We start from the raw sequence: 22,225 nt of genomic DNA on the forward strand, positions 1-22,225 counted from the left end.
CCGCGCCACCGGCCCTGTCCCCTTAGCCGCCGGCCCCGGCCCCTTGGCCACCGGCCCTGTCCCTTTACATGGAAGCCTTCTTCGACTGGCTGTTTGAAACCGTTGCCTTGCCCAAGGTCGGCCTGCCCGCGATCTTCGTGATCAGCCTGGTGTCGGCCACCTTGCTGCCGCTCGGGTCCGAGCCCGCCGTGTTCGGCTACGTCAAGCTCGACCCGCAGATGTTCTGGCCGGCGATCCTGGTGGCCACCGCCGGCAACACCGTCGGCGGCGCGATCGACTGGTGGCTGGGCTATGCCGCCAAGCTGGCGCTGGTGCGCTACCACAAGCGGCGCCGCGCGCGCGAGCACGAGGCCGAGCACCTGGAGCACCGCGCCCACGCGCGCAAGCCGCCCAAGCCCAAGCTGGACGCGCGCTACTTCCGCTGGATGCGGCGGCTGGGCCCGCCCACGCTGCTGCTGTCGTGGCTGCCCGGCGTAGGTGATCCATTGTGCACACTGGCGGGCTGGCTGCGGCTGTCGTTCTGGCCCAGCCTGGCCTGGATGGCGGTGGGCAAGTTCCTGCGCTACCTGGTCATGACCGCCAGCCTGATGTGGATCCCGGACACTTTCTGGCAGAACATTGCGCACACGGTGAAGGCCTGGTTCTGATTCCGGACCGTGCCGGCGCTGTCTCCGGGGGCGTCCGGGGTGCCGCAAAGGCGCTAATCCCTTGTTCCGACAAGGATTCCGTCATGCTGCGGTGCGGCGAAAGCAGGGCTTGAAGTACAATCGCCCTTTACTGAACGATTCGCGCACTGTCCCCGTGCGCAGCAGGAAGCGGTCCCCCCATGAACGCCCCACTCGTGCTCGACGCCAAGCTCGCCGCGCAGGACGCCCCGCCGCGCCTGCGTGAAATCCCCTATAACTACACGTCGTTCTCCGACCGCGAGATTGTCATCCGGCTGCTGGGCGAGGAAGCCTGGCGCATCCTGGACGAGCTGCGCAGCGAGCGCCGCACCGGTCGTTCCGCCCGCATGCTGTACGAGGTGCTGGGCGATATCTGGGTGGTTCGCCGCAACCCCTACCTGCAGGACGACCTGCTGGAAAATCCCAAGCGCCGCCAGATGCTGGTCAGCGCGCTGCACCACCGCCTGAACGAGATCGAGAAGCGCCGCGCCGCCGACCGTGCCGAGCACGCCGAGCCCGCCGCCGAGGACCGCTCGCACCGCGTGGAGCAGCTGGTCGCGTTCGCCAAGCAGGCGATCGAGGACTTCAAGAACGAATTCGCCGCCGCCTACGACCTGCGCAAGCGCGCGCAGCGCGTGCTGGGCCGGGTCACGCAGAAGGACAACATCAAGTTCGACGGCCTGTCGCGCGTGTCGCACGTGACCGACGCCACCGACTGGCGCGTGGAATACCCGTTTGTCGTGCTGACGCCCGATACCGAGGAAGAGATCGCCGGCCTGGTCAAGGGCTGCTTCGAGCTGGGCCTGACCATCATCCCGCGCGGGGGCGGCACCGGCTATACCGGCGGCGCCGTGCCGCTGACGCCGATGAGTGCGGTGATCAATACCGAGAAGCTGGAGCAGCTCGGCCCGGTCGAGCAGACCGACCTGCCTGGCGTGTCGCACAAGGTCGCGACCATCTTCTCCGGCGCCGGCGTGGTGACGCGCCGCGTCGCCGATGCCGCCGACAAGGCGGGCCTGGTGTTCGCGGTCGACCCGACCTCGATCGATGCCTCGTGCATCGGCGGCAACGTGGCCATGAACGCAGGCGGCAAGAAGGCCGTGCTGTGGGGCACCGCGCTGGACAACCTGGCCTGGTGGCGCATGGTGGACCCGGAAGGCAACTGGCTGGAAATCACCCGGCTGGACCACAACCTGAGCAAGATCCACGACGTGCCGGTGGCCACCTTCGAACTGAAGTGGTCGGACGGCAACCGCGCCCCGGGCGAGAAGGTGCTGCGCACCGAGACGCTGGCGATCGAGGGCCGCAAGTTCCGCAAGGAAGGCCTGGGCAAGGACGTTACCGACAAGTTCCTGGCCGGCCTGCCCGGCGTGCAGAAGGAAGGCTGCGACGGCATCATCACCAGCGCGCGCTGGATCCTGCACCGCATGCCGAAGCACATCCGCACCGTGTGCCTGGAGTTCTTCGGCCAGGCGCGCGACGCCATTCCCAGCATCGTCGAGATCAAGGACTTCCTCGACGCCGAGACCAAAAAACCGGGCGGCGCCATCCTGGCCGGCCTGGAGCACCTGGACGAGCGCTACCTGCGCGCGGTCGGCTATGCCACCAAGAGCAAGCGCAACGCCTTCCCGAAGATGGTGCTGATCGGCGATATCGTCGGCGACGATGAAGACGCCGTGGCGCGCGCCACCTCGGAAGTGATCCGCATGGCCAACGGCAAGAGCGGCGAAGGCTTTATCGCCGTCAGCCCGGAGGCGCGCAAGAAATTCTGGCTCGACCGTTCGCGTACCGCCGCCATCGCCAAGCACACCAACGCCTTCAAGATCAATGAAGACGTGGTGATTCCGCTGAACCGGATGGGCGAGTACACCGACGGCATCGAGCGCATCAATATCGAGCTGTCGATCAAGAGCAAGCTCAAGCTGGTCGACACGCTGGAAGCGTTCTTCGCGCGCGGCAACCTGCCGCTGGGCCGCAGCGACGACGCCAACGAGATACCCAGCGCCGAGCTGCTGGAAGACCGCGTGCAGCACGCGCTGACGCTGCTGCGCGAGGTGCGCGCGCGCTGGCGCTACCTGCAGGCGCACCTGGACACGCCGCTGGCGCAGGCCAAGGCCTCGCTGATCGGGCATGGGCTGGGGCTGCTGGGGCAGGAGTTCGAGGCGCGGCTGCAGCAGCAGCCGGACGCCAACGTGTTCCACCTGCTGCAGGACCGCACCATCCGCGTGTCGTGGAAGAACGAGATCCGCGCCGAGCTGCGCAAGATCTTCAACGGCGGCGAGTTCAAGCCGATCCTGGACGAAGCCCAGAAGATCCACAAGCAGGTACTGCGCGGCCGCGTCTTCGTGGCGCTGCACATGCACGCCGGCGACGGCAACGTGCACACCAATATCCCGGTCAACTCCGACGACTACGACATGCTGCAGGACGCGCACCGCGCGGTGGCCCGCATCATGGACCTGGCGCGATCGCTCGACGGCGTGATCTCGGGCGAGCACGGCATCGGCATCACCAAGCTGGAATTCCTCACCGAGGAAGAGATCGGCGACTTCCGCTCCTACAAGCTGAAGGTCGATCCGCAAGGCCGCTTCAACAAGGGCAAGCTGCTGCCCGGCGCCGACCTGCGCAATGCCTACACGCCGTCGTTCGGCCTGATGGGGCATGAGTCGATCATCATGCAGCAGAGCGATATCGGCGCCATTGCCGAAAGCGTCAAGGACTGCCTGCGCTGCGGCAAGTGCAAGCCGGTGTGCGCCACGCACGTGCCGCGCGCCAACCTGCTGTACAGCCCGCGCAACAAGATCCTGGCGACCTCGCTGCTGGTCGAGGCCTTCCTGTATGAAGAGCAGACCCGCCGCGGCATCTCGGTCAAGCACTGGGACGAGTTCTCCGACGTGGCCGACCACTGCACGGTCTGCCACAAGTGCGTGACGCCGTGCCCGGTCAAGATCGACTTCGGCGACGTGTCGATGAACATGCGCAACCTGCTGCGCAAGATGGGGCAGAAGAAGTTCAATCCCGGCACCGCGGCGTCGATGTTCTTCCTGAACGCCACCAACCCCGAGACCATCAACCTGACCCGCAAGGTCATGATCGACTGGGGCTACAAGGCGCAGCGGCTGGGCAACGACGTGCTGAAGAAAATCGCGAAGAAGCAGACCGCGCATCCGCCCGCCACCGTGGGCAAGCCGCCGGTGCGCGAGCAGGTGATCCACTTCATCAACAAGAAGATGCCGGGCAACCTGCCCAAGAAGACCGCGCGCGCGCTGCTCGACATCGAAGACAACGAGATCGTGCCGATCATCCGCGACCCGAAGGCGACCACGCCGGAAACGGAAGCGGTGTTCTACTTCCCGGGCTGCGGCTCGGAGCGGCTGTTCTCGCAGGTGGGGCTGGCGACGCAGGCGATGCTGTGGCACGTCGGCGTGCAGACCGTGCTGCCGCCGGGCTACCTGTGCTGCGGCTATCCGCAGCGCGGCAACGGCCAGTACGACAAGGCCGAGAAGATTGTCACCGACAACCGCGTGCTGTTCCACCGCGTGGCCAACACGCTGAACTACCTCGACATCAAGACCGTGGTGGTCAGTTGCGGCACCTGCTACGACCAGCTGGCGGGCTATGAATTCGACAAGATCTTCCCGGGCTGCCGCATCATCGACATCCACGAGTACCTGCTCGAGAAGGGCGTGAAGCTGGAAGGCGTGACCGGTACCCGCTACATGTACCACGATCCCTGCCACACCCCGATCAAGACCATGGACCCGACCAAGCTGGTCAACGACCTGATGGGCGGCAACACCGGCGTGGGCAAGATCGAGAAGAACGAGCGCTGCTGCGGTGAATCGGGCACGCTGGCGGTGACGCGTCCTGACATTTCGACCCAGGTCCGCTTCCGCAAGGAAGAAGAGATGACCAGGGGCGCCGACAAGCTGCGCGCCGACGGCTTCACCGGCGACGTCAAGATCCTGACCAGCTGCCCGTCGTGCCTGCAGGGTTTGTCGCGCTACAAGGAAGATGCCACGGTGCAGGCGGATTACATCGTGATCGAGATGGCGAAGCATCTGCTGGGGGAGAACTGGATGCCGGAGTATGTGGCGAAGGCGAATGCGGGCGGGATCGAACGGGTGCTGGTGTAAAGGCTGACGACGTTTAACTCCCCGCTTGTTTGCTCCCCTCTCCCACTTGTGGGAGAGGGGAGCAAACAAGCGGGGTCTTGGTATGCATCGAGCATTCCAACCCGAACAAGGATCTCCATGCCCCGCACCCCCAACTGCCCCCTCTGCGAAACCGACGGCGGCGAGCTGGTCTGGATGGGCGACCGCGCCCGCCTGATCCTGGTCGAGCATGACCGTTTCCCGGGCTTCTGCCGCATCGTCTGGAACGACCACGTGGCCGAGCTGAGCGACCTGGACGAGGGCGACCAGGCCTGGCTGATGCGGCTGGTCGCGCGCGTCGAGCGGGTGGTGCGCGAGGTGATGACGCCCGACAAGGTCAACCTGGCGGCGTTCGGCAACATGGTGCCGCACCTGCACTGGCATATCATCCCGCGCTACCGCTGGGACACGCATTTCCCCGAGGCGATCTGGGCCGCGCCGCAGCGCGCGGCGGACCCCGTGCGCGTGCAGGAGCTGGCCAGCCGGCTGCCGGCGCTGCGCACGGCGCTGGCGCTGGTCGAGGCGGACGACGCCTGAGGCCGCCGGCCGGCGACAAGCCGCGCGCGCGGAGCCCGCGGAACCCGCGGAACCCGCGCAGGGCCGCGACCGTCTGAATGCTGTTGCCGCCGTGGCCCGCCACGGTATCCAGAACAACAAGCCCGGCCGGCCTGCGCTGGCGGGCCAAGCGCTGCCGCTATGTCCTCCACACCGACTTCCGTCACCGTACCGGGCCCTGCCGTACCGGCCCAGGCCCTGAAGATCCAGAGCCGCCTGCGCATGGGCGCGACCTGGGCGCTGATCAAGCCCTACTGGAAATCCGAAGACCGCCTCGCCGGGCTGGGGCTGCTGGCGCTGGTGGTGGTGCTCAACCTGGGCATCGTCTATATCAACGTGCTGCTCAACGAATGGAACCGCGTGTTCTACAACGCGCTGGAGCAGCGCGACTATGCCTCGTTCAAGGTGCTGCTGCTGCGCTTCTCGTGGATCGCGGCGTTCTTTATCGTCGCGGCGATCTCGCGCCAGTACTACACCATGATGCTGCAGATGCGCTGGCGTACCTGGATGACCGGCCGCTTCATGGGGCACTGGCTGGGGCACCAGGCCTACTACCGCATCGAGCAGACCCACGCCACCGACAACCCCGACCAGCGTATTGCCGATGACCTGCGGCTGTTCACCGACGGCGCGCTGTCGCTGTCGCTGGGGCTGCTCAACTCGGTGGTGACGCTGCTGTCGTTCGTCGGCATCCTGTGGACGGTGTCGGGCCCGATCAGCTTTGCGCTGGGCGGCACCGAGTGGACCATCCCGGGCTATATGGTCTGGTTCGCGGCCGGCTATGCGGTGATCGGTTCGCTGGTGGCGCACGTGGTCGGCCGCCCGCTGATCGGCCTGAACTTCCAGCAGGAGCAGTACGAGGCCGACTTCCGTTTCACGCTGGTGCGCCTGCGCGAGAACAGCGAGCCGGTGGCGCTGTACCGCGGCGAGCCGACCGAGCAGGCCGGCCTGCGCGCGCGCTTCGACCGCATCCGCGCCAACTGGAACCAGCTGATGCGCTATACGCGGCGGCTGACCTTCGTCAGTTCCGGCTATGCGCAGTTCGCCATCATCTTCCCGATCCTGGTCGCGGCGCCGCGCTACTTTGCCGGCAAGATGACGCTGGGCGGGCTGATGCAGACCAGTTCGGCGTTCGGCCAGGTGCAGGGCGCGCTGTCGTGGTTTGTCGACAGCTACGCCACGCTGGTGGGCTGGAAGGCGGCGGCCAACCGGCTGATCGACTTCCAGGAAGCGATCCGCGTGGCCGAGCGGCAGGAAGCCGCGCAGGACGGCAGCCGCGATATCGAGGTGGCGTACCACGGCCGGCCGCAGGAAGGCATCGCCATCGACAGCCTGGCGCTGGCCTTGCCGGTGCGCGCCGCGCGCGGCGCGGCGGTGGGACAGCGCCCGCTGGTGGCGCCGTTCTCGCTGGCGGTGGCGCCGGGCGAGCGCTGGCTGGTCAGCGGCCCGTCGGGCTGCGGCAAGAGCGTGCTGTTCCGCGCGCTGGCCGGGATCTGGCCGTACGGCAGCGGCACCGTGACCATGCCCGAGGGCGCGCGGCGGCTGTTCCTGCCGCAGCGCAGCTACCTGCCGATCGGCACGCTGGCCGATGCGCTGGCCTACCCCGACGCCGGCACCCAGCACAGCAAGGAGGTGCTGCAGGCGGCGCTGCGGCAGACCCGCCTGGCCGCGCTGGCGGACCAGCTCGACGTGTTCGACAACTGGTCGCTGCGGCTGTCGCCGGGGGAGCAGCAACGCCTGGCCTTCGCGCGCGCGCTGCTGCAGAAGCCGGACTACCTGTTTCTCGACGAAGCCACCAGCGCGCTGGACGAGGACACCGAGCGCGCCATGTACCAGCTGATGGTGGAGCAGCTGCCGCAAGCCGCCATCGTCAGCATTGCGCACCGCAGCACCGTGGCGACGTTCCACCAGCGCCGGCTGCGCTACGTGCCGCAGGACGCGCAAGCGGCCCGGGCTGCGCAAGCTGGCGAGCCTGGGGTAAGCTATCGGGTCGTATGCGAAGCGTGATGCGGGCTGCGGCAGCCGGCGCGGCCACCGCGGCATCATGCGGCATCATGCGGCAATCACCCCTCAGGAGCGCCCGTCACCGGGCTGCAATCACCATGGCAGGCCTGGAAAAAGATACCCCCCATCCCACCGCGCTGACGGTCCACACGCAATCGCGCGTGCTCGAGATCGGCTTCGACAACGGCCGCAGCTTCCGGCTGCCGTTCGAGCTGCTGCGCGTCTATTCGCCCTCCGCCGAAGTCCAGGGCCATGGCCCCGGGCAGGACGTGCTGCAGACCGGCAAGCGCGAGGTCGGCGTCGAGGCGGTCGAGCCGGTCGGCAACTACGCCATCCAGATCCGCTTTTCCGACGGCCACGACACCGGCATCTATTCGTGGGACCTGCTGTACCGCCTGGGCGACAACCAGGACGCGTTGTGGCAGGACTACCTGCAGCGCCTGGCAGCGGCCGGCGCCGACCGCGACACCCCGATGCCCGCCGCCGGCGGCGGGCACGCCTGCGGCCATCATTGAGCCGCCCCCGACAATCCTGGAGTCTTGAAAGATGAGTGAAACCCACTTCGGGTTCGAAAAGGTCGACGAAACCGAAAAGGCCGGCAAGGTTGCCGGCGTGTTCCATTCGGTGGCCGCCAAGTACGACGTGATGAACGACCTGATGTCGGGCGGCATGCACCGGCTGTGGAAGATGTTCACCATCGCCCAGGCCGGGGTGCGCCCGGGCCACAGGGTGCTGGACATTGCCGGCGGCACCGGCGACCTGGCCAAGGCGTTCGCGAAGCAGGCCGGCCCGACCGGCCAGGTCTGGCTGACCGACATCAACGAGTCGATGCTGCGCGTCGGCCGCGACCGGCTGCTGAACAAGGGCATCGTCACGCCGGTGGCGCTGTGCGACGCCGAGAAGATCCCGTTCCCCGACAACTACTTCGACCTGGTCACGGTGGCGTTCGGGCTGCGCAACATGACGCACAAGGAAGCCGCGCTGGCCGAGATGCGCCGCGTGGTCAAGCCGGGCGGCAAGGTCATGGTGCTAGAGTTCTCCAAGGTATGGAAACCGCTGGAGAAGGCCTACGACGTCTATTCTTTCAAGGTGCTGCCGTGGCTGGGCGAACGCGTGGCAGGGGATGCCCCCAGCTATCGCTATCTCGCAGAATCGATCAGAATGCATCCAGACCAGGTTTCACTTGTACGCTTAATGGAACATGCGGGCCTGGAGAATGTCGAATACTTCAATCTGACGGCCGGAGTGGTGGCGCTCCATGTCGGACGCAAGTATTGAGAACACTTGAAAGAACACTTGAAATCGCCATGCTCGCCCGAATATGGGCGAAACTGACAGGGGATAACAGCATATGTCGTCAATTCGTGGAAAATTCCTGGTGGGGTCGCTGGTCACGGCGCTGGCCGTCGGCATGGCGTTCGACGCCGAGGCCAAGCGCATGGGCGGCTCGCGCAGCATTGGCAAGCAGTCCGAGTCGGTGACCCAGCGCCAGCAGACCCAGCCCACCTCGCCGACGCAGCAGGCGCAACCCGCACAGCAGGCAGCGCCGGCCACCGCCGGGGCAGCCGGCGCGGCCGCGGCCGCGGCGCCCAAGCGCAACTGGGGCGGCATCCTGGGCGGCATCGCCGCCGGCCTGGGCATCGGCTGGCTGCTGTCGCACTTCGGCCTGGGCGGTGCGGCACTGACCTTCCTGTCCAACCTGATCCTGATCGCGCTGGTGGCGTTCGCCGCGATCTGGCTGATCCGCAAGTTCCGCGGCAGCAAGCGCACGGCTCAACCGGCCTACGCCGGTGCCGGCGGCGCGCCGAACCTGGGCCGCAACGCCGAGCCGATGTTCCGCGGCGAGCCGACGCCGGTGTCGTCGGGTAGCCAGTCCGCCAGCCCGGTGCTGCCGGCAACGGCAGCCCCGCTCGCGGCCGGTGCCGTGGCGCAGCAGCCGTGGGGCGTGCCGGCCGACTTCGATACCGAAGCCTTCCTGCGCAACGCCAAGGTCCACTTCGTGCGCCTGCAGGCCGCGTGGGATGCCGGCAACCTGGACGATATCCGCGAGTTCACCACGCCGGAAATGTTCGCCGAGATCAAGATGGACCTGTCCGAGCGCGGCGCCGAGGTCAACAAGACCGACGTGGTCACGCTGGAAGCGCAGCTGCTCGGCATCGAGTCGGCCGCGGCCCAGCATATCGCCAGCGTGCGTTTCTCGGGCATGATCCGCGAGAAGGCGGGCGAGGCGGCGCAGCCGTTCGGCGAGGTCTGGAACCTGGCCAAGCCTGCCAGCGGCAACGGCGGCTGGCTGCTGGCCGGGATCCAGCAAGAGTCCTGATGCCGCACCCCGCGGCGGTGATGCGCCGGGGGAGTAGCTTAGAATGGAGGCCCACGCGAAAGCGTGGGCCTTTTTTGTCTGGGACGCCAGCCGTCGCCGCCTGCCCGCCAACCGCGCTGTCATGAATACTCTGCCTTCCGCCCTGGCCACGCCTGCCGTTTCGGCACTGAACCACCTGCTCGAGCAGGAGCCGTGGGCCCGCAACCAGCTGGCGCCGTTTGCCGGACGCGTGATCCGCTTCGATGCCGCCGCCTTCGAGCTGTCGCTGAAGGTGACCGAGCACGGCTGCACCGAACTGGCGCCGGCGGCCGAGGCGCCGGCGGTGACGCTGCGCGTGCCGGTGCAGCAGTGGCCGCTGGTCGCCGCCGACGTGGCCGAGGGCGGCCAGGCCGCCGCCATGCGCCATGTGCGCATCGAGGGCGACGCCGAGCTGGCCAACACGGTGTCGACGCTGGCGCGCAACCTGCGCTGGGATGCCGCCGAGGACCTGTCGCGCGCGCTGCGCGGCATCCTGGGCGGCCCGGTCAGCGACAGCGTGGCGCAGCGCGTGGTCGACGGCGCGCGCCAGGTCCATGCACAGGCCACGCGCGTGGGCCGCGCGCTGGTCGACAACGTCACCGACTACTTGCTCGACGAGCAGCCGACGCTGGTGCGCCACGCCGCGCTCGACGAATTCGGCGCCGACGTCGGCCGGCTGCGCGACCGCCTGGCGCGGCTGGAGAAGCGCCTGGAACGGCTGGAGCGCGGCGGCACGCCGCCCGCGCCAGGCCAGTCCGGCCAGTCCGGCACGAGCGGCAAGCTGCCGTCGCCGCACCGCTGAGCCGGCCCCGCCGCGCTTGCCCCCCAACCTCCGCTGACTGCCTGCCCGGCCCTGTGAAGACTCCCGAATGACCCGCCTCCTGCGCCTTGGCAAGATCCTTTTCGTCATCCTCTACTACGGCCTGGACGAGCTGGTGCTCTCCGGCTTCAGCAGCCGCAGGATCCGCTTCCTGGTTCGGGTCATCACCATCGGGCGCAAGCTCGACATGCCGCGCGGGGTGCGGCTGCGGCTGGCGCTGACGCGCCTGGGCCCGATCTTCGTCAAGTTCGGCCAGGTGCTGTCGACCCGGCGCGACCTGATGCCGCCGGACATTGCCGACGAACTGGCCAAGTTGCAGGACCAGGTGCCGCCGTTCGATTCGGTGGTGGCGGTGAAGATCATCGAGCGCGCGCTGGGGCGGCCGCTGGACCAGCTGTTCGAGACCTTCGAGCACCAGCCGGTAGCCAGCGCGTCGATCGCGCAGGTGCACTTCGCCACGCTCAAGGGCGGCCCCAGCCACGGGCGCGAGGTCGCGGTCAAGGTGCTGCGTCCGGGCATGCTGCCGGTGATCGACAGCGACCTGGCGCTGATGCGCGACATGGCGACCTGGCTCGAGCGCTTCTGGGCCGACGGCAAGCGCCTGAAGCCGCGCGAGGTGGTGGCCGAGTTCGACAAATACCTGCACGACGAGCTCGACCTGATGATCGAGGCGGCCAACGCCAGCCAGCTGCGCCGCAACTTTTCCGATACCAGCCTGCTGCTGGTGCCCGAGGTGTTCTGGGACTGGTGCAGCAGCACGGTGTTCGTGATGGAGCGCATGCACGGCATCCCGATCTCGCGCACCGAATCGCTCAAGGCCGCCGGCGTCGACATGCACCAGCTGGCGGAGGAGGGCGTCGAGATCTTCTTCACCCAGGTGTTCCGCGACGGCTTCTTCCACGCCGACATGCACCCGGGCAACATCTTGGTGTCGGTGCAGCCCGAGACCTTCGGCCGCTATATCGCGCTGGACTTCGGCATCGTCGGCGCGCTGTCCGAATTCGACAAGAACTACCTGGCGCAGAACTTCATCGCCTTCTTCCGCCGCGACTACCACCGCGTGGCGCTGCTGCACGTGGAATCCGGCTGGGTCCCGCCGGAGACCCGCGTGGAAGAGCTGGAAAGCGCGGTGCGCGCCTGCTGCGAGCCGTACTTCGACAAGCCGCTGAAGGAAATCTCGCTGGGCATGGTGCTGATGCGGCTGTTCCAGACTTCGCGCCGCTTCAATGTCGAGATCCAGCCGCAGCTGGTGCTGCTGCAGAAGACGCTGCTCAATATCGAAGGGCTGGGGCGCCAGCTCGACCCCGACCTGGACCTGTGGAAGACCGCCAAGCCGTTCCTGGAACGCTGGATGCATGAACAGGTCGGCTGGAAGGGCGCGTGGGAACGGGTCAAGGTGGAGGCGCCGCTGTGGGCCAAGATGCTGCCCGACTTCCCGCGCCTGGCGCACCAGTTCCTGGAGCGGCGCGCGCTGACCAGCAACGGCGAGCAGGACAAGCTGCTGGCGATGCTGGTGCTGGAGCAGCGCCGCACCAACCGGCTGCTCGGCACCGCGGTGCTGCTGGTCGGCGGCTTTGTCGCCGGCGTCGTGCTGACCCATGTGCTGGGGTGGGCCGGCTACTGGTAGCGGCCCCGGGACCCGTCCATACTGGAAACGACCATGAGCGACACCGCCAAGCCTGCGCCGACCTTTGCCACCCGCAACGCTGCCGACCCGGCGTTCTGGGACGAGCGTTTCAAGGAGGGCTTCACGCCCTGGGACCTGGGCGGCGTGCCCGAGGAATTCCGCCGCTTTATCGAAGTCCGCCAGCCCTGTCCCACGCTGGTGCCCGGCTGCGGCAACGGCTGGGAAGCGGCATGGCTGTTCGAGCGCGGCTGGCCGGTGACGGCGATCGACTTCTCGCCGCAGGCGGTGGCGTCGGCGCGGCGCGCGCTGGGGCCGGCCGGGGCGGTGGTGCAGCAGGGCGATTTCTTCGCCTTCACGCCGCAGCCGCCGTGCGAACTGATCTACGAGCGCGCCTTCTTGTGCGCGCTGCCGCCGGCGCTGCGGGCCGACTACGCCGCCCGGGTGGCGCAGTTGCTGCCGCCGGGCGGACTGCTGGCGGGCTACTTCTACCTGGGCGAAGCGCGCGGCGGGCCGCCGTTCGCGATGCCGGCCGAGGCCCTTGACGCGCTGCTGGCGCCGGCCTTCGAGCGCATCGAGGACCAGCCTTCGTCCGCGCCGCTGCCGGTGTTCCAGGGGCAGGAGCGCTGGCAGGTATGGCGCCGGCGCGGCGGCTAAGGCCGTCGCCGGCCCGCCGCTGTGGTGAAGCCGATGCCCCGCGTGGCGCATTCGCGCCAGCGGGGAATTTTTTTCGCCCGGGCCGGTCTGCGTCGCTATAATCCGCGTTTTGATTCGGCTACGACCGCGGGCCCCCGCCGCGTTACCCGCCCCGCCGGGACGACGCCAGGCACCCCGATATGCGGCCCCGACCGATGAATTGGACTCCGGGCCACCGCGCGCATCCCCGCGCGCTGCCGCCCGGCATTCGGTTTCTCGCCACAAGGGCACCTTCTGCATAGGGCAGCGGCATGCTGATCTGGTTTGTCATCATCTACTGGGTAATCTCGGTCGGCATCGGCCTGTGGGCGGCGCTGCGCGTGCGCAACACCACCGATTTCGCCGTCGCCGGGCGCAGCCTGCCGTTCCATATCGTCACCGCCACCGTCTTCGCCACCTGGTTCGGCTCGGAGACGGTGCTGGGCATCCCCGCCGTGTTCCTGAAGGAAGGGCTGTCGGGCGTGGTCTCCGACCCGTTCGGCTCGTCGCTGTGCCTGATCCTGGTGGGCCTGTTCTTCGCCCGGCCGCTGTACCGGATGAACCTGCTGACCATCGGCGACTACTACCACAACCGCTATGGCCGGCTGGCCGAAGTGCTGACCACGCTGTGCATCGTGGTTTCGTACCTGGGCTGGGTGGCGGCGCAGATCAAGGCGCTGGGGCTGGTGTTCTATACGGTTTCGGACGGCGCGCTGTCGCAGGAGGCCGGCATGATGATCGGCGCCGCCAGCGTGCTGGTCTATACGCTGTTCGGCGGCATGTGGTCGGTGGCGATCACCGACTTCATCCAGATGATCATCATCGTGATCGGCATGATGTATATCGGCTACGAGGTCAGCGGCCAGGCCGGCGGCGTCACCGCGGTGGTGTCGCACGCGGCCGCGGCCGGCAAGTTCGAGTTCTGGCCGGCGCTGGATTTCGTGCAGATCATCGGCTTCGCCGCGGCGCTGTTCACCATGATGTTGGGCTCGATCCCGCAGCAGGACGTGTTCCAGCGGGTGACCTCGTCGCGCACAGAGCAAATCGCCGGGCGCGCCTCGGTGCTGGGCGGCGTGCTGTACTTCTGCTTCGCCTTTATCCCGATGTTCCTGGCGTATTCGGCCACGCTGATCGATCCCGGCATGGTGGCGAAGTACATCGACACCGATTCGCAGCTGATCCTGCCGCAGCTGATCCTGCAGCACGCGCCGATGTTCGCGCAGGTGATGTTCTTCGGCGCGCTGCTGTCGGCGATCAAGAGCTGCGCCTCGGCGACGCTGCTGGCGCCGTCGGTGACCTTTGCCGAGAACATCCTGCGGCCGTATTTCCGCCATCTCGACGACCGGCAGTTCCTGCGCGTGATGCAGACCGTGGTGCTGGTGTTCACCACGCTGGTGACGCTGTTCGCGCTGAACTCGCACCTGTCGATCTTCCATATGGTTGAAAATGCCTACAAGGTCACGCTGGTGTCGTCGTTCGTGCCGCTGGCCTTCGGCATGTTCTGGAAGCACGCCACCCGCCAGGGCGGGCTGGCGGCGATCCTGCTGGGGCTGTCGTCGTGGCTGACCTGCGAGATAGCGTTTGCCGATGCCGTGGTGCCGCCGCAGATGGTGGGCCTGCTGTTCTCGGTCAGCGGCATGGTGATCGGCTCGCTGCTGCCGCAGTGGATTGCAGATCACGCGCCGGTCAAGGAAGTCCATATCGCCTGACGGCGCGAGGGGGGCCACCCCCTTATTTCCACCGATCAGGCAGCCCCGGAACGGTTTATAATTCAAGGCTTTGCATCGCCGCGCGGGATCTTCCCGCTGCCGCCATGGCGCGCGACGATGTCCGCCCTGGTACCGATTCCCACGTTTTCTCGCGAAATAACACCATGCCGATCTATGCCTACCGTTGCGACGCCTGCGGCCACGGGCGCGATGTGCTGCAGAAAATGAGCGATGCGCCGCTGACGGACTGCCCGTCCTGCGGCGCCGCCGGCGCGTTCAAGAAGCAGCTGACCGCTGCCGGGTTCCAGCTCAAGGGCTCGGGCTGGTATGTGACCGACTTCCGCGGCGGCAGCGGCGGCGCCGCCGCGCCTGCAGCTGCCGGTGCGACCGGCGGCGCCGCGGCGACCGCCAGCGCCCCCGCGGCGGCTGAAGCGTCGGGCGGCACGGCTGCGGCAAGCCCGGCGCCGGCCGCCGGCGGCTGCGGCAGCGCCTGCGCCTGCCACTGAGCCGGACCCGCCCCGTGGTAGCCAAGAAAACTTCCGCCCTGAAAACCTGGTTCCTGACCGGGCTGCTGGTGCTGGTGCCGCTGGGCATCACGCTGTGGGTGCTGAGCCTGATCATCGGCACGATGGACCAGAGCCTGGCGCTGCTGCCGGAAGCGTGGCGCCCGGACCGGCTGATGTTCGGCAAGCGCGTGACCGGCCTCGGCGCGATCCTGACGCTGCTGTTCATCCTGCTGGTCGGGCTGCTGGCGCATAACTTCATCGGCCAGCGCCTGGTGCGCTGGTGGGAAGCGCTGCTGGGCCATATCCCGGTGGTGGGCCCGATCTACACCAGCGTCAAGCAGGTTTCGGACACGCTGCTGTCGTCGTCGGGCAATGCCTTCCGCAAGGCGCTGCTGGTGCAGTACCCGCGCGAGGGCTCGTGGACCATCGCCTTCCTGACCGGCCGTCCCGGTGGCGACGTGCAGAACCACCTGCAGGGCGAATACGTCAGCGTCTACGTGCCGACCACGCCCAACCCGACCTCGGGCTTCTTCCTGATGATGCCCAAGGCCGACACCATCGAACTCGACATGACCGTCGACGCCGCGCTCAAGTACATCGTCTCGATGGGCGTGGTGGCACCGGCGGAATTGCCGCGCAAGAACGGCAGCGCCCCCCGGCCGGCGGTCCCCGCCAATCCGGCCGGCAGGGCCAGCAGCGAGGAACCGGTCCAGACCACCGATCCTTGAGCCTACAAACTGATCACGGGCTGCCCGATGCAATCGGGCAGCCGCGTTTTACCGGGAATCTCCTTATGTCCTCCATGCGTACTCACTACTGCGGTCTGGTGACCGAACAATTCTCGGGCCAGGAAGTGGCCCTGACCGGCTGGGTCCAGCGCCGCCGCGACCATGGCGGCGTGATCTTCATCGACTTGCGCGACCGTGAAGGCCTGGTGCAGGTGGTGTGCGACCCGGACCGCCCCGAGATGTTCAAGGCCGCGGAAGAGATCCGCAACGAGTTCTGCATCCGCGTCACCGGCAAGGTGCGCCCGCGCCCGGCCGGCACCGAGAACGCCAACCTGACCTCGGGCAAGATCGAGGTGCTGTGCCACGAGCTGACCGTGCTGAACCCGTCGGTCACGCCCCCGTTCCAGCTGGATGACGACAACCTGTCGGAAACCACGCGCCTGACGCACCGCGTGCTGGACCTGCGCCGCCCGCAGATGCAGTACAACCTGCGCCTGCGCTACAAGGTGGCGATGGAAGTGCGCAAGTTCCTGGATGCGCAGGGCTTTATCGACATCGAGACCCCGATGCTGGGCAAGAGCACGCCCGAAGGCGCGCGCGACTACCTGGTGCCGTCGCGGGTCAACCCGGGCCACTTCTTCGCGCTGCCGCAGTCGCCGCAGATCTTCAAGCAGATGCTGATGGTGTCGGGCTTCGACCGCTACTACCAGATCACCAAGTGCTTCCGCGACGAAGACCTGCGCGCCGACCGCCAGCCGGAATTCACGCAGATCGACTGCGAGACCTCGTTCCTGACCGAGCAGGAGATCCGCGACCTGTTCGAGGACATGATGCGCACGGTGTTCAAGAACGCCATCGATGTCGACCTCGACGCCAGGTTCCCGGTGATGGAGTTCCGCGAGGCCATGGCGCGCTTCGGCTCGGACAAGCCTGACCTGCGCGTCAAGCTGGAATTCACCGAGCTGACCGAGGTGATGAAGGACGTCGACTTCAAGGTGTTCTCGGGTCCCGCCAACAGCGACAACGGCCGCGTGGTCGGCCTGCGCGTGCCGGGCGGCGGCGCCATCTCGCGCGGCGAGATCGACGCCTACACCCAGTTCGTCGGCATCTACGGCGCCAAGGGCCTGGCCTGGATCAAGGTCAACGAAGTGGCCAAGGGCCGCGACGGCCTGCAGTCGCCGATCGTCAAGAACCTGCACGATGCGGCGATTGCCGAGATCCTGAAGCGCACCGGCGCGCAGGATGGCGACATCATCTTCTTCGGCGCCGACAAGGCCAAGGTGGTCAACGACTCGATCGGCGCGCTGCGCCTGAAGATCGGCCATTCGGACTTCGGCAAGGCCAACGGCCTGTTCGAGGACGCGTGGAAGCCGCTGTGGGTGGTCGACTTCCCGATGTTCGAGTACGACGAGGAAGACGCGCGCTGGGTGGCGATGCACCACCCGTTCACCAGCCCCAAGGACGAACACCTGGAATACCTGGAGACCGACCCGGGCAAGTGCCTGGCCAAGGCCTACGACATGGTGCTGAACGGCTGGGAAATGGGCGGCGGCTCGGTGCGGATCTTCCGCTCGGACATCCAGAGCAAGGTGTTCCGCGCGCTCAAGATCAACGACGAGGAAGCCCGCGCCAAGTTCGGCTACCTGCTGGACGCGCTGCAGTACGGCGCGCCCCCGCACGGCGGCCTGGCCTTCGGCCTGGACCGCATCGTCACGATGATGGCCGGCGCCGACTCGATCCGCGACGTGATCGCCTTCCCCAAGACCCAGCGTGCCCAGGACCTGCTGACGCAGGCACCGAGCTCGGTCGACGAGAAGCAGCTGCGCGAACTGCATATCCGCCTGCGCACCGCCGAGCCGAAGCCGACCGCCTGACCGGTTCTGGTCGCCTGATCTGCAAGAAAGCCGCGCCATTGCGCGGCTTTTTTGCTTGATGCGCAATGCCGGCGCGCCGCGCATTGGTTTCGATTTGTTACCGGTCGGAACGAAGGCACCGGCGTGCCGGTCTCCTCCCTTTGACACGCAATTTGCCGAGGGGCCCTGTCATGAAGGTTCCCGGCGCTCGGGAGGAAATTCGTGAACATGACGCTGGATACCGAACTGATCCGCCAGTTCCTGCTGGCCCACCAGGAAACCATCCTGACCTGGCTGGCGGCGGGCCTGATCATGATGCTGCTGGCCCGTTTCGAGCTGCGCCGCGCCCAGCGCCGCGCGGCGCAGGCGATGTCCGAAGCGGTGGCCACCACCGTGGCCGCGTGCGTGCCGGATATCGCCCATGCGGTGCAGGCGGCGTCGCCGCAGGCGGTGGCCGAGCCGGTCGAGATGCAGCGCGCCGAAGCCTTGCGCCGGCTGGCGCTGGATACAGTGGGCGTGGTGATGACGCGCGGCCGCTGGCTCGATGAACTGGGCAACCTGCGCCTGGCCGACGATGCCCTGCTTGCCGGCCAGCGCGCCGACGGCGCCGACCCGCTGCTGGTGGTAGCGCCCCAACCGGTGGTGCAGGCCTACCTGGACGCGCAGCGCGCGTTCGAGGACGAGGCCGCGCAGGTGCAGGCACTGCGCCGCGACGCCCAGCGCGTGCACGAGGCGCTGCAGGCGCTGGACGCGGAAGCCGCCCATATCGAACAGGAAACCGGCAGCATCGTGCTGCGCTTCGAGCAGGTCAACGCGCAGGCGGCGCAGGGCATGGATGGCGGCGATTACCAGCGCTTCCTGATCCAGAAGTACAACACGCTGGGCCAGCGCGAGAAGGAAATCGCGCAGGAGCGCACCCGGCTGCAGGGCGAGGCGCGCCAACGCGCCGAGGCGCTGGCCGCGCACGCGCATGGCGCCTCCCGGCGCTACCGCCAGGCGCTGGCGCCGCTGATGGAGCAGCTGCGCGCGGCCTGGGGCCACGGCGAATCGCCGCAGGTGTTCGACACCTGGCAGCGCCACGACAGCGCCGAGCCCTACCTGGCCCCGCATCCGGTGCACGGCGCGCGCAACGCGGCCTGATCCGGCGCACGCCTGCGCCCTGGCGGCGCAGGCGTGCGGCGCTTTCGCGTGGCAAGCGCGCGCGCCTGCGCTATCCTTGGGTTTGTCCTTTGGCCCCAGACCCATGTCCTACAAGATCCCGGAATCCGTGCTGGTGGTGATTTACACGCCAGATCTTCAAGTCTTGCTGCTGGAACGCGCCGATCGCCCGGGGTTCTGGCAGTCCGTCACCGGCAGCCTCGACACCCTGGACGAACCGCTGGCCCTGACCGCCGCGCGCGAAGTGGCCGAGGAAACCGGCATCATCGCCGGCGAGCACCAGCTTACCGACTGGGGCCATGCCATCCAGTACGACATCTACCCGCAGTGGCGCCACCGCTACGCCGAAGGCGTGACGCGCAATACCGAGCACTGGTTCGGCCTGCGCGTCGCCGAGGCATTGCCGGTGACGCTGGCGCCACGCGAACACCTGCAATACAAGTGGCTGCCGTGGCAAGAAGCGGCGCAGCAGTGCTTTTCGCGCAGCAATGCCGACGCCATCCGGCAACTCGCCTGGCGCGCGGAAGGCGCCAGCGCTGGCACCGTTGCCAGCCGCGAGGCGGCCGTCGGAGGGCAGCCATGAAGCTGCGCGTGGTCACCTACAACATCCACAAGGGAGTGACCGGCATCGCGCGGCGCCCGCGCATCCAGAACGTGCGCGCCGGCCTGCACGCGATGGACGCGGACATCGTGTTCCTGCAGGAAGTGCAGGACCGCAACGACCGGCTGGTGGCGGCGGCGCTGTTCGACCCGGAACACACCCAGCTCAACTACCTCGCCACCGACGCCTATCCGCATTCGGTCTACGGCCGCAACGCGGTCTACGACTACGGCCATCACGGCAACGCGATCCTGTCGCGCCATCCGATCCTGATGTCCGAAAACCTCGATATCTCCGACCACCGCTTCGAGCAGCGCGGGCTGCTGCATGCGGTGGCGGACGTGCACGGCATCGAGACCCACCTGATCTGCGTGCATTTCGGGCTGTTCGCGCGCAGCCGCGCGCGCCAGGCCGAGGCGCTGGTGGAACGGGTGCGCAATGTGGTGCCGGCCGGCGTGCCGCTGGTGATCGCCGGCGACTTCAACGACTGGAACCACCGGCTCGACGCGCAGATCTGCAATACGCTGGGCGCGGTCGAGGCCTCGCACGCGCGCGGCGCGCGGCTGCATACCTTCCCCAGCCACATGCCGTGGTGGCAGCTGGACCGCATCTATGTGCGCGGCTACGAGATCGAGCGCGCCCACGCGCTGACCGGCCGCGACTGGGCGCAGCGCTCGGACCACGTGCCGCTGGTGGCGGAACTGGGCCATCCGCTGGGTGAAGTGGTGGAGCGCGTCGCGCCCGCGGACCAGGCCGCGTGAGGCTGCCGGAAATCCGGCTCAGTGGCTGCCGGGCAGGGGGTAGTCGCGGATAAACACGAACACCGCCTGCGGATCGTTCAGGTCCAGCACCGGCAGCGAAGTCATGGCGGCGACGGCGGCGGGCTCGTCGCTCGCCACCGCCACCACGCCCGGCACTTCGTGCCACAGCGGCGCCCGGCCCAGCGCGGGCCGGAATACCTCCAGCTTGGGAAAATCGCTGCGCTTGTACCCTTCCACCAGCACCAGGTCGGTGTCGGGCGGCAGCACCGCGAGCGCGTCGTCGAGTTCGGGTGACGGCACGGCTTCCGGGTAATGGCGCATCAGCGTCAGGTGGCGCGCGCCGACCAGCACGACATTGGCGCAGCCGGCCGCGCGCATGCGCCATGAATCCTTGCCGGGCGTATCCGGATCGAAGCCGTGGTGGGTGTGCTTGACGCCGGCCACGCGCAGGCCGGCGCCGACAAAGCAGGGAATGAGCTGGTCCAGCAGCGTGGTCTTGCCGCTGCCGGACGAGCCGGTAATGCCGAATACCTTCACCATGGTTTCCGTAGGGGGCGTCGGAGTTGGCCTGCGCGCAACGGCAGTGCCGGCGGACAGGCATCGGCATCGACGATAGCAGAGTTCCGCGCGCCAATGTGCAGGCGGCGCCTTGCGCGCGGCAAACTGTCCGATAATCACGGCATGTCACGGATCTCCCACTCCGCCCAGGCCGAGGATGCCCCGGTGCACGACACGGCCACCACCGGCGAGCCGCCCTATCGCCACCACATGCTGCGCTGGGCCTGGCGCCGCGGCAAGCCCACCACCGGCAACACGGTGCGGCTGCTGCACGGCGGCCAGGACTTCTTTCCGGCGCTGATCGCCGCCATCGACCAGGCCGCGTTCCAGGTCATGCTGGAAACCTACATCTATGCCGACGACGAGGTCGGCCGCGCCGTCGCCGACGCGCTGATCCGCGCCGCCGCGCGCGGGGTCGCGGTGCGCGTGACGGTGGACGGCTTCGGCGCCGGCGACATGCCCGCCGAGCTCGCCGGGCGGCTGCGCGCCGGCGGCGTGCGGCTGCGTGTGTATCGCGCCTTGCGCGGCTTCCGCCTGGCGCGGCGGCACCTGCGCCGGCTGCACCGCAAGCTCGCCGTGATCGATCGCCACATCGCCTTCGTCGGCGGCATCAACATCATCGACGACCACAACCACGGCCCCTTCGAAGGCGCCAACCTGGGGCCGCGCTATGACTTCGCGGTGCAGGTCAGCGGGCCGCTGGTGGACCGCATCGCGCTGTCGTCCGAGCGGCTGTGGTGGCGGCTGTCGCTGCGCGAAGCGCGCGGCAGCGAGCGCGCCGCCGCGGTCGCCGACTACCCGCTGGTGACCGACCTGCCGCCGCGCCCGGAAGCCACCGGCGGCATCCGCGCCGCGCTGCTGCTGCGCGACAACCTGCGCAACCGCCGCACCATCGAGCGCGAATACCTGCGCGCGCTGGGCGCCGCGCGCCATGACGTGATCCTCGCCAACGCCTACTTCCTGCCCGGCCACAAGATGCGGCGCGCCTTGCTGGCCTGCCGCTAGCGCGGCGTGCGGGTGCGGCTGCTGCTGCAGGGCATGGTCGAATACCGGCTGCAGCACTACGCCACGCACGCGCTCTATGCGTCGTTGCTCGAGGCCGGCGTGGAGATCTACGAGTACGCCGAAAGCTTCCTGCACGCCAAGGTCGGCGTGGTCGACGAGGCCTGGGCCACGGTCGGCTCGAGCAACATGGACCCGTTCAGCCTGCTGCTCGCGCGCGAGGCCAACGTTGCCGTTTATGATGCCGCCTTCGCCGCCGAACTGCGCGAAGCGCTGGAGCGCGCCATTGCGCACCGCAGCGTGCGCGTGCTGCCCGACGCGCATGCGCGGCGCTCGCCGCTGCACCGGCTCGCCAACTGGGCGGCGTATATGCTGCTGCGCCTCGGCGTGATCATCGCCGGCGTTACGGGCCGCTACTGAAGCGGTGTGCGCCGCGCTGCTGTGCGTTTGCTGCCATGCGGCAACGCGAACGCTGCAACCGGTTGCAGCGCGGCCGCTGGCGGACATGCTGCAT

At 68.1% G+C, this 22,225-nt stretch carries 18 protein-coding genes and 1 pseudogene; 18 read left to right on the plus strand and 1 reads right to left on the minus strand.

Annotation, left to right across the window (positions count from 1 at the left end):
• The first annotated feature begins 68 nt into the window (after positions 1 to 68).
• From CBM2594_RS03295 to CBM2594_RS03375, 17 genes are all read left to right on the plus strand, one after another.
• Entirely contained in the window at positions 69 to 647 is a 579-nt protein-coding gene (locus CBM2594_RS03295; RefSeq protein ID WP_116355588.1) for a YqaA family protein, read from the plus strand.
• Between the two features lie 179 nt (positions 648 to 826).
• Positions 827 to 4,801 (plus strand): DUF3683 domain-containing protein, encoded by a 3,975-nt coding sequence (locus CBM2594_RS03300; RefSeq protein WP_116355589.1) that lies wholly within the window; start codon positions 827 to 829, stop codon positions 4,799 to 4,801.
• A 117-nt stretch (positions 4,802 to 4,918) separates the two neighbouring features.
• On the plus strand, positions 4,919 to 5,356 hold the full coding sequence (locus tag CBM2594_RS03305) for an HIT family protein (protein WP_116355590.1): 438 nt from the start codon (positions 4,919 to 4,921) through the stop codon (positions 5,354 to 5,356).
• Between the two features lie 159 nt (positions 5,357 to 5,515).
• The gene (locus CBM2594_RS03310) at positions 5,516 to 7,381 is read left to right on the plus strand and encodes an ABC transporter ATP-binding protein/permease (protein WP_116355591.1); all 1,866 of its coding nucleotides are present in this window, start codon (positions 5,516 to 5,518) and stop codon (positions 7,379 to 7,381) included.
• Between the two features lie 95 nt (positions 7,382 to 7,476).
• The gene (locus CBM2594_RS03315) at positions 7,477 to 7,893 is read left to right on the plus strand and encodes a gamma-butyrobetaine hydroxylase-like domain-containing protein (RefSeq protein WP_116355592.1); all 417 of its coding nucleotides are present in this window, start codon (positions 7,477 to 7,479) and stop codon (positions 7,891 to 7,893) included.
• Positions 7,894 to 7,924: 31 nt separating this feature from the next.
• Positions 7,925 to 8,656, plus strand: a complete 732-nt coding sequence (gene ubiE / locus CBM2594_RS03320; protein ID WP_116355593.1) for a bifunctional demethylmenaquinone methyltransferase/2-methoxy-6-polyprenyl-1,4-benzoquinol methylase UbiE — start codon at positions 7,925 to 7,927, stop codon at positions 8,654 to 8,656.
• Between the two features lie 73 nt (positions 8,657 to 8,729).
• Positions 8,730 to 9,698 carry a Tim44 domain-containing protein gene (locus CBM2594_RS03325; RefSeq protein ID WP_116355594.1) on the plus strand — a complete coding sequence of 323 codons (969 nt, stop codon included), beginning with the start codon at positions 8,730 to 8,732 and terminating at the stop codon, positions 9,696 to 9,698.
• A 121-nt stretch (positions 9,699 to 9,819) separates the two neighbouring features.
• A complete protein-coding gene (locus CBM2594_RS03330; RefSeq protein WP_116355595.1) occupies positions 9,820 to 10,518 on the plus strand; it encodes a ubiquinone biosynthesis accessory factor UbiJ in 699 nt (232 codons plus the stop codon).
• Positions 10,519 to 10,585: 67 nt separating this feature from the next.
• On the plus strand, positions 10,586 to 12,163 hold the full coding sequence (ubiB, locus tag CBM2594_RS03335; RefSeq protein WP_116355596.1) for a ubiquinone biosynthesis regulatory protein kinase UbiB: 1,578 nt from the start codon (positions 10,586 to 10,588) through the stop codon (positions 12,161 to 12,163).
• Positions 12,164 to 12,196: 33 nt separating this feature from the next.
• The gene (locus tag CBM2594_RS03340) at positions 12,197 to 12,817 is read left to right on the plus strand and encodes a methyltransferase domain-containing protein (protein WP_116355597.1); all 621 of its coding nucleotides are present in this window, start codon (positions 12,197 to 12,199) and stop codon (positions 12,815 to 12,817) included.
• A 290-nt stretch (positions 12,818 to 13,107) separates the two neighbouring features.
• Entirely contained in the window at positions 13,108 to 14,544 is a 1,437-nt protein-coding gene (locus CBM2594_RS03345; RefSeq protein WP_116355598.1) for a sodium:solute symporter family protein, read from the plus strand.
• A gap of 164 nt (positions 14,545 to 14,708) precedes the next feature.
• Positions 14,709 to 15,050: an FmdB family zinc ribbon protein gene (locus tag CBM2594_RS03350; RefSeq protein WP_116355599.1), complete on the plus strand. Its 342-nt coding sequence runs from the start codon at positions 14,709 to 14,711 to the stop codon at positions 15,048 to 15,050.
• Positions 15,051 to 15,064: 14 nt separating this feature from the next.
• The gene (locus tag CBM2594_RS03355) at positions 15,065 to 15,778 is read left to right on the plus strand and encodes a DUF502 domain-containing protein (protein WP_116355600.1); all 714 of its coding nucleotides are present in this window, start codon (positions 15,065 to 15,067) and stop codon (positions 15,776 to 15,778) included.
• Positions 15,779 to 15,843: 65 nt separating this feature from the next.
• Positions 15,844 to 17,652 (plus strand): aspartate--tRNA ligase, encoded by a 1,809-nt coding sequence (aspS, locus tag CBM2594_RS03360; protein WP_116355601.1) that lies wholly within the window; start codon positions 15,844 to 15,846, stop codon positions 17,650 to 17,652.
• A 207-nt stretch (positions 17,653 to 17,859) separates the two neighbouring features.
• Positions 17,860 to 18,771 carry a hypothetical protein gene (locus CBM2594_RS03365; protein WP_116355602.1) on the plus strand — a complete coding sequence of 304 codons (912 nt, stop codon included), beginning with the start codon at positions 17,860 to 17,862 and terminating at the stop codon, positions 18,769 to 18,771.
• A 103-nt stretch (positions 18,772 to 18,874) separates the two neighbouring features.
• Positions 18,875 to 19,372, plus strand: coding sequence for a dihydroneopterin triphosphate diphosphatase (gene nudB / locus CBM2594_RS03370; protein WP_116355603.1), 498 nt, complete (start codon positions 18,875 to 18,877; stop codon positions 19,370 to 19,372).
• On the plus strand, positions 19,369 to 20,151 hold the full coding sequence (locus tag CBM2594_RS03375; RefSeq protein WP_116355604.1) for an endonuclease/exonuclease/phosphatase family protein: 783 nt from the start codon (positions 19,369 to 19,371) through the stop codon (positions 20,149 to 20,151). Before nudB ends, CBM2594_RS03375 begins: the two co-directional genes overlap by 4 nt.
• Before the next feature lie 18 nt (positions 20,152 to 20,169).
• On the opposite strand, the gene mobB is transcribed toward CBM2594_RS03375, so the two are convergent.
• Positions 20,170 to 20,688 carry a molybdopterin-guanine dinucleotide biosynthesis protein B gene (mobB, locus tag CBM2594_RS03380; RefSeq protein WP_116357672.1) on the minus strand — a complete coding sequence of 173 codons (519 nt, stop codon included), beginning with the start codon at positions 20,686 to 20,688 and terminating at the stop codon, positions 20,170 to 20,172.
• 96 nt (positions 20,689 to 20,784) lie between these two features.
• On the opposite strand from mobB, the pseudogene clsB reads away from it, so the two are divergent.
• Positions 20,785 to 22,131: pseudogene (clsB, locus tag CBM2594_RS03385) on the plus strand (cardiolipin synthase ClsB).
• Positions 22,132 to 22,225: the final 94 nt, after the last annotated feature.

The sequence above is a fragment of the Cupriavidus taiwanensis genome (assembly GCF_900249755.1).
In the GTDB taxonomy this organism is placed as follows: domain Bacteria; phylum Pseudomonadota; class Gammaproteobacteria; order Burkholderiales; family Burkholderiaceae; genus Cupriavidus; species Cupriavidus taiwanensis_D.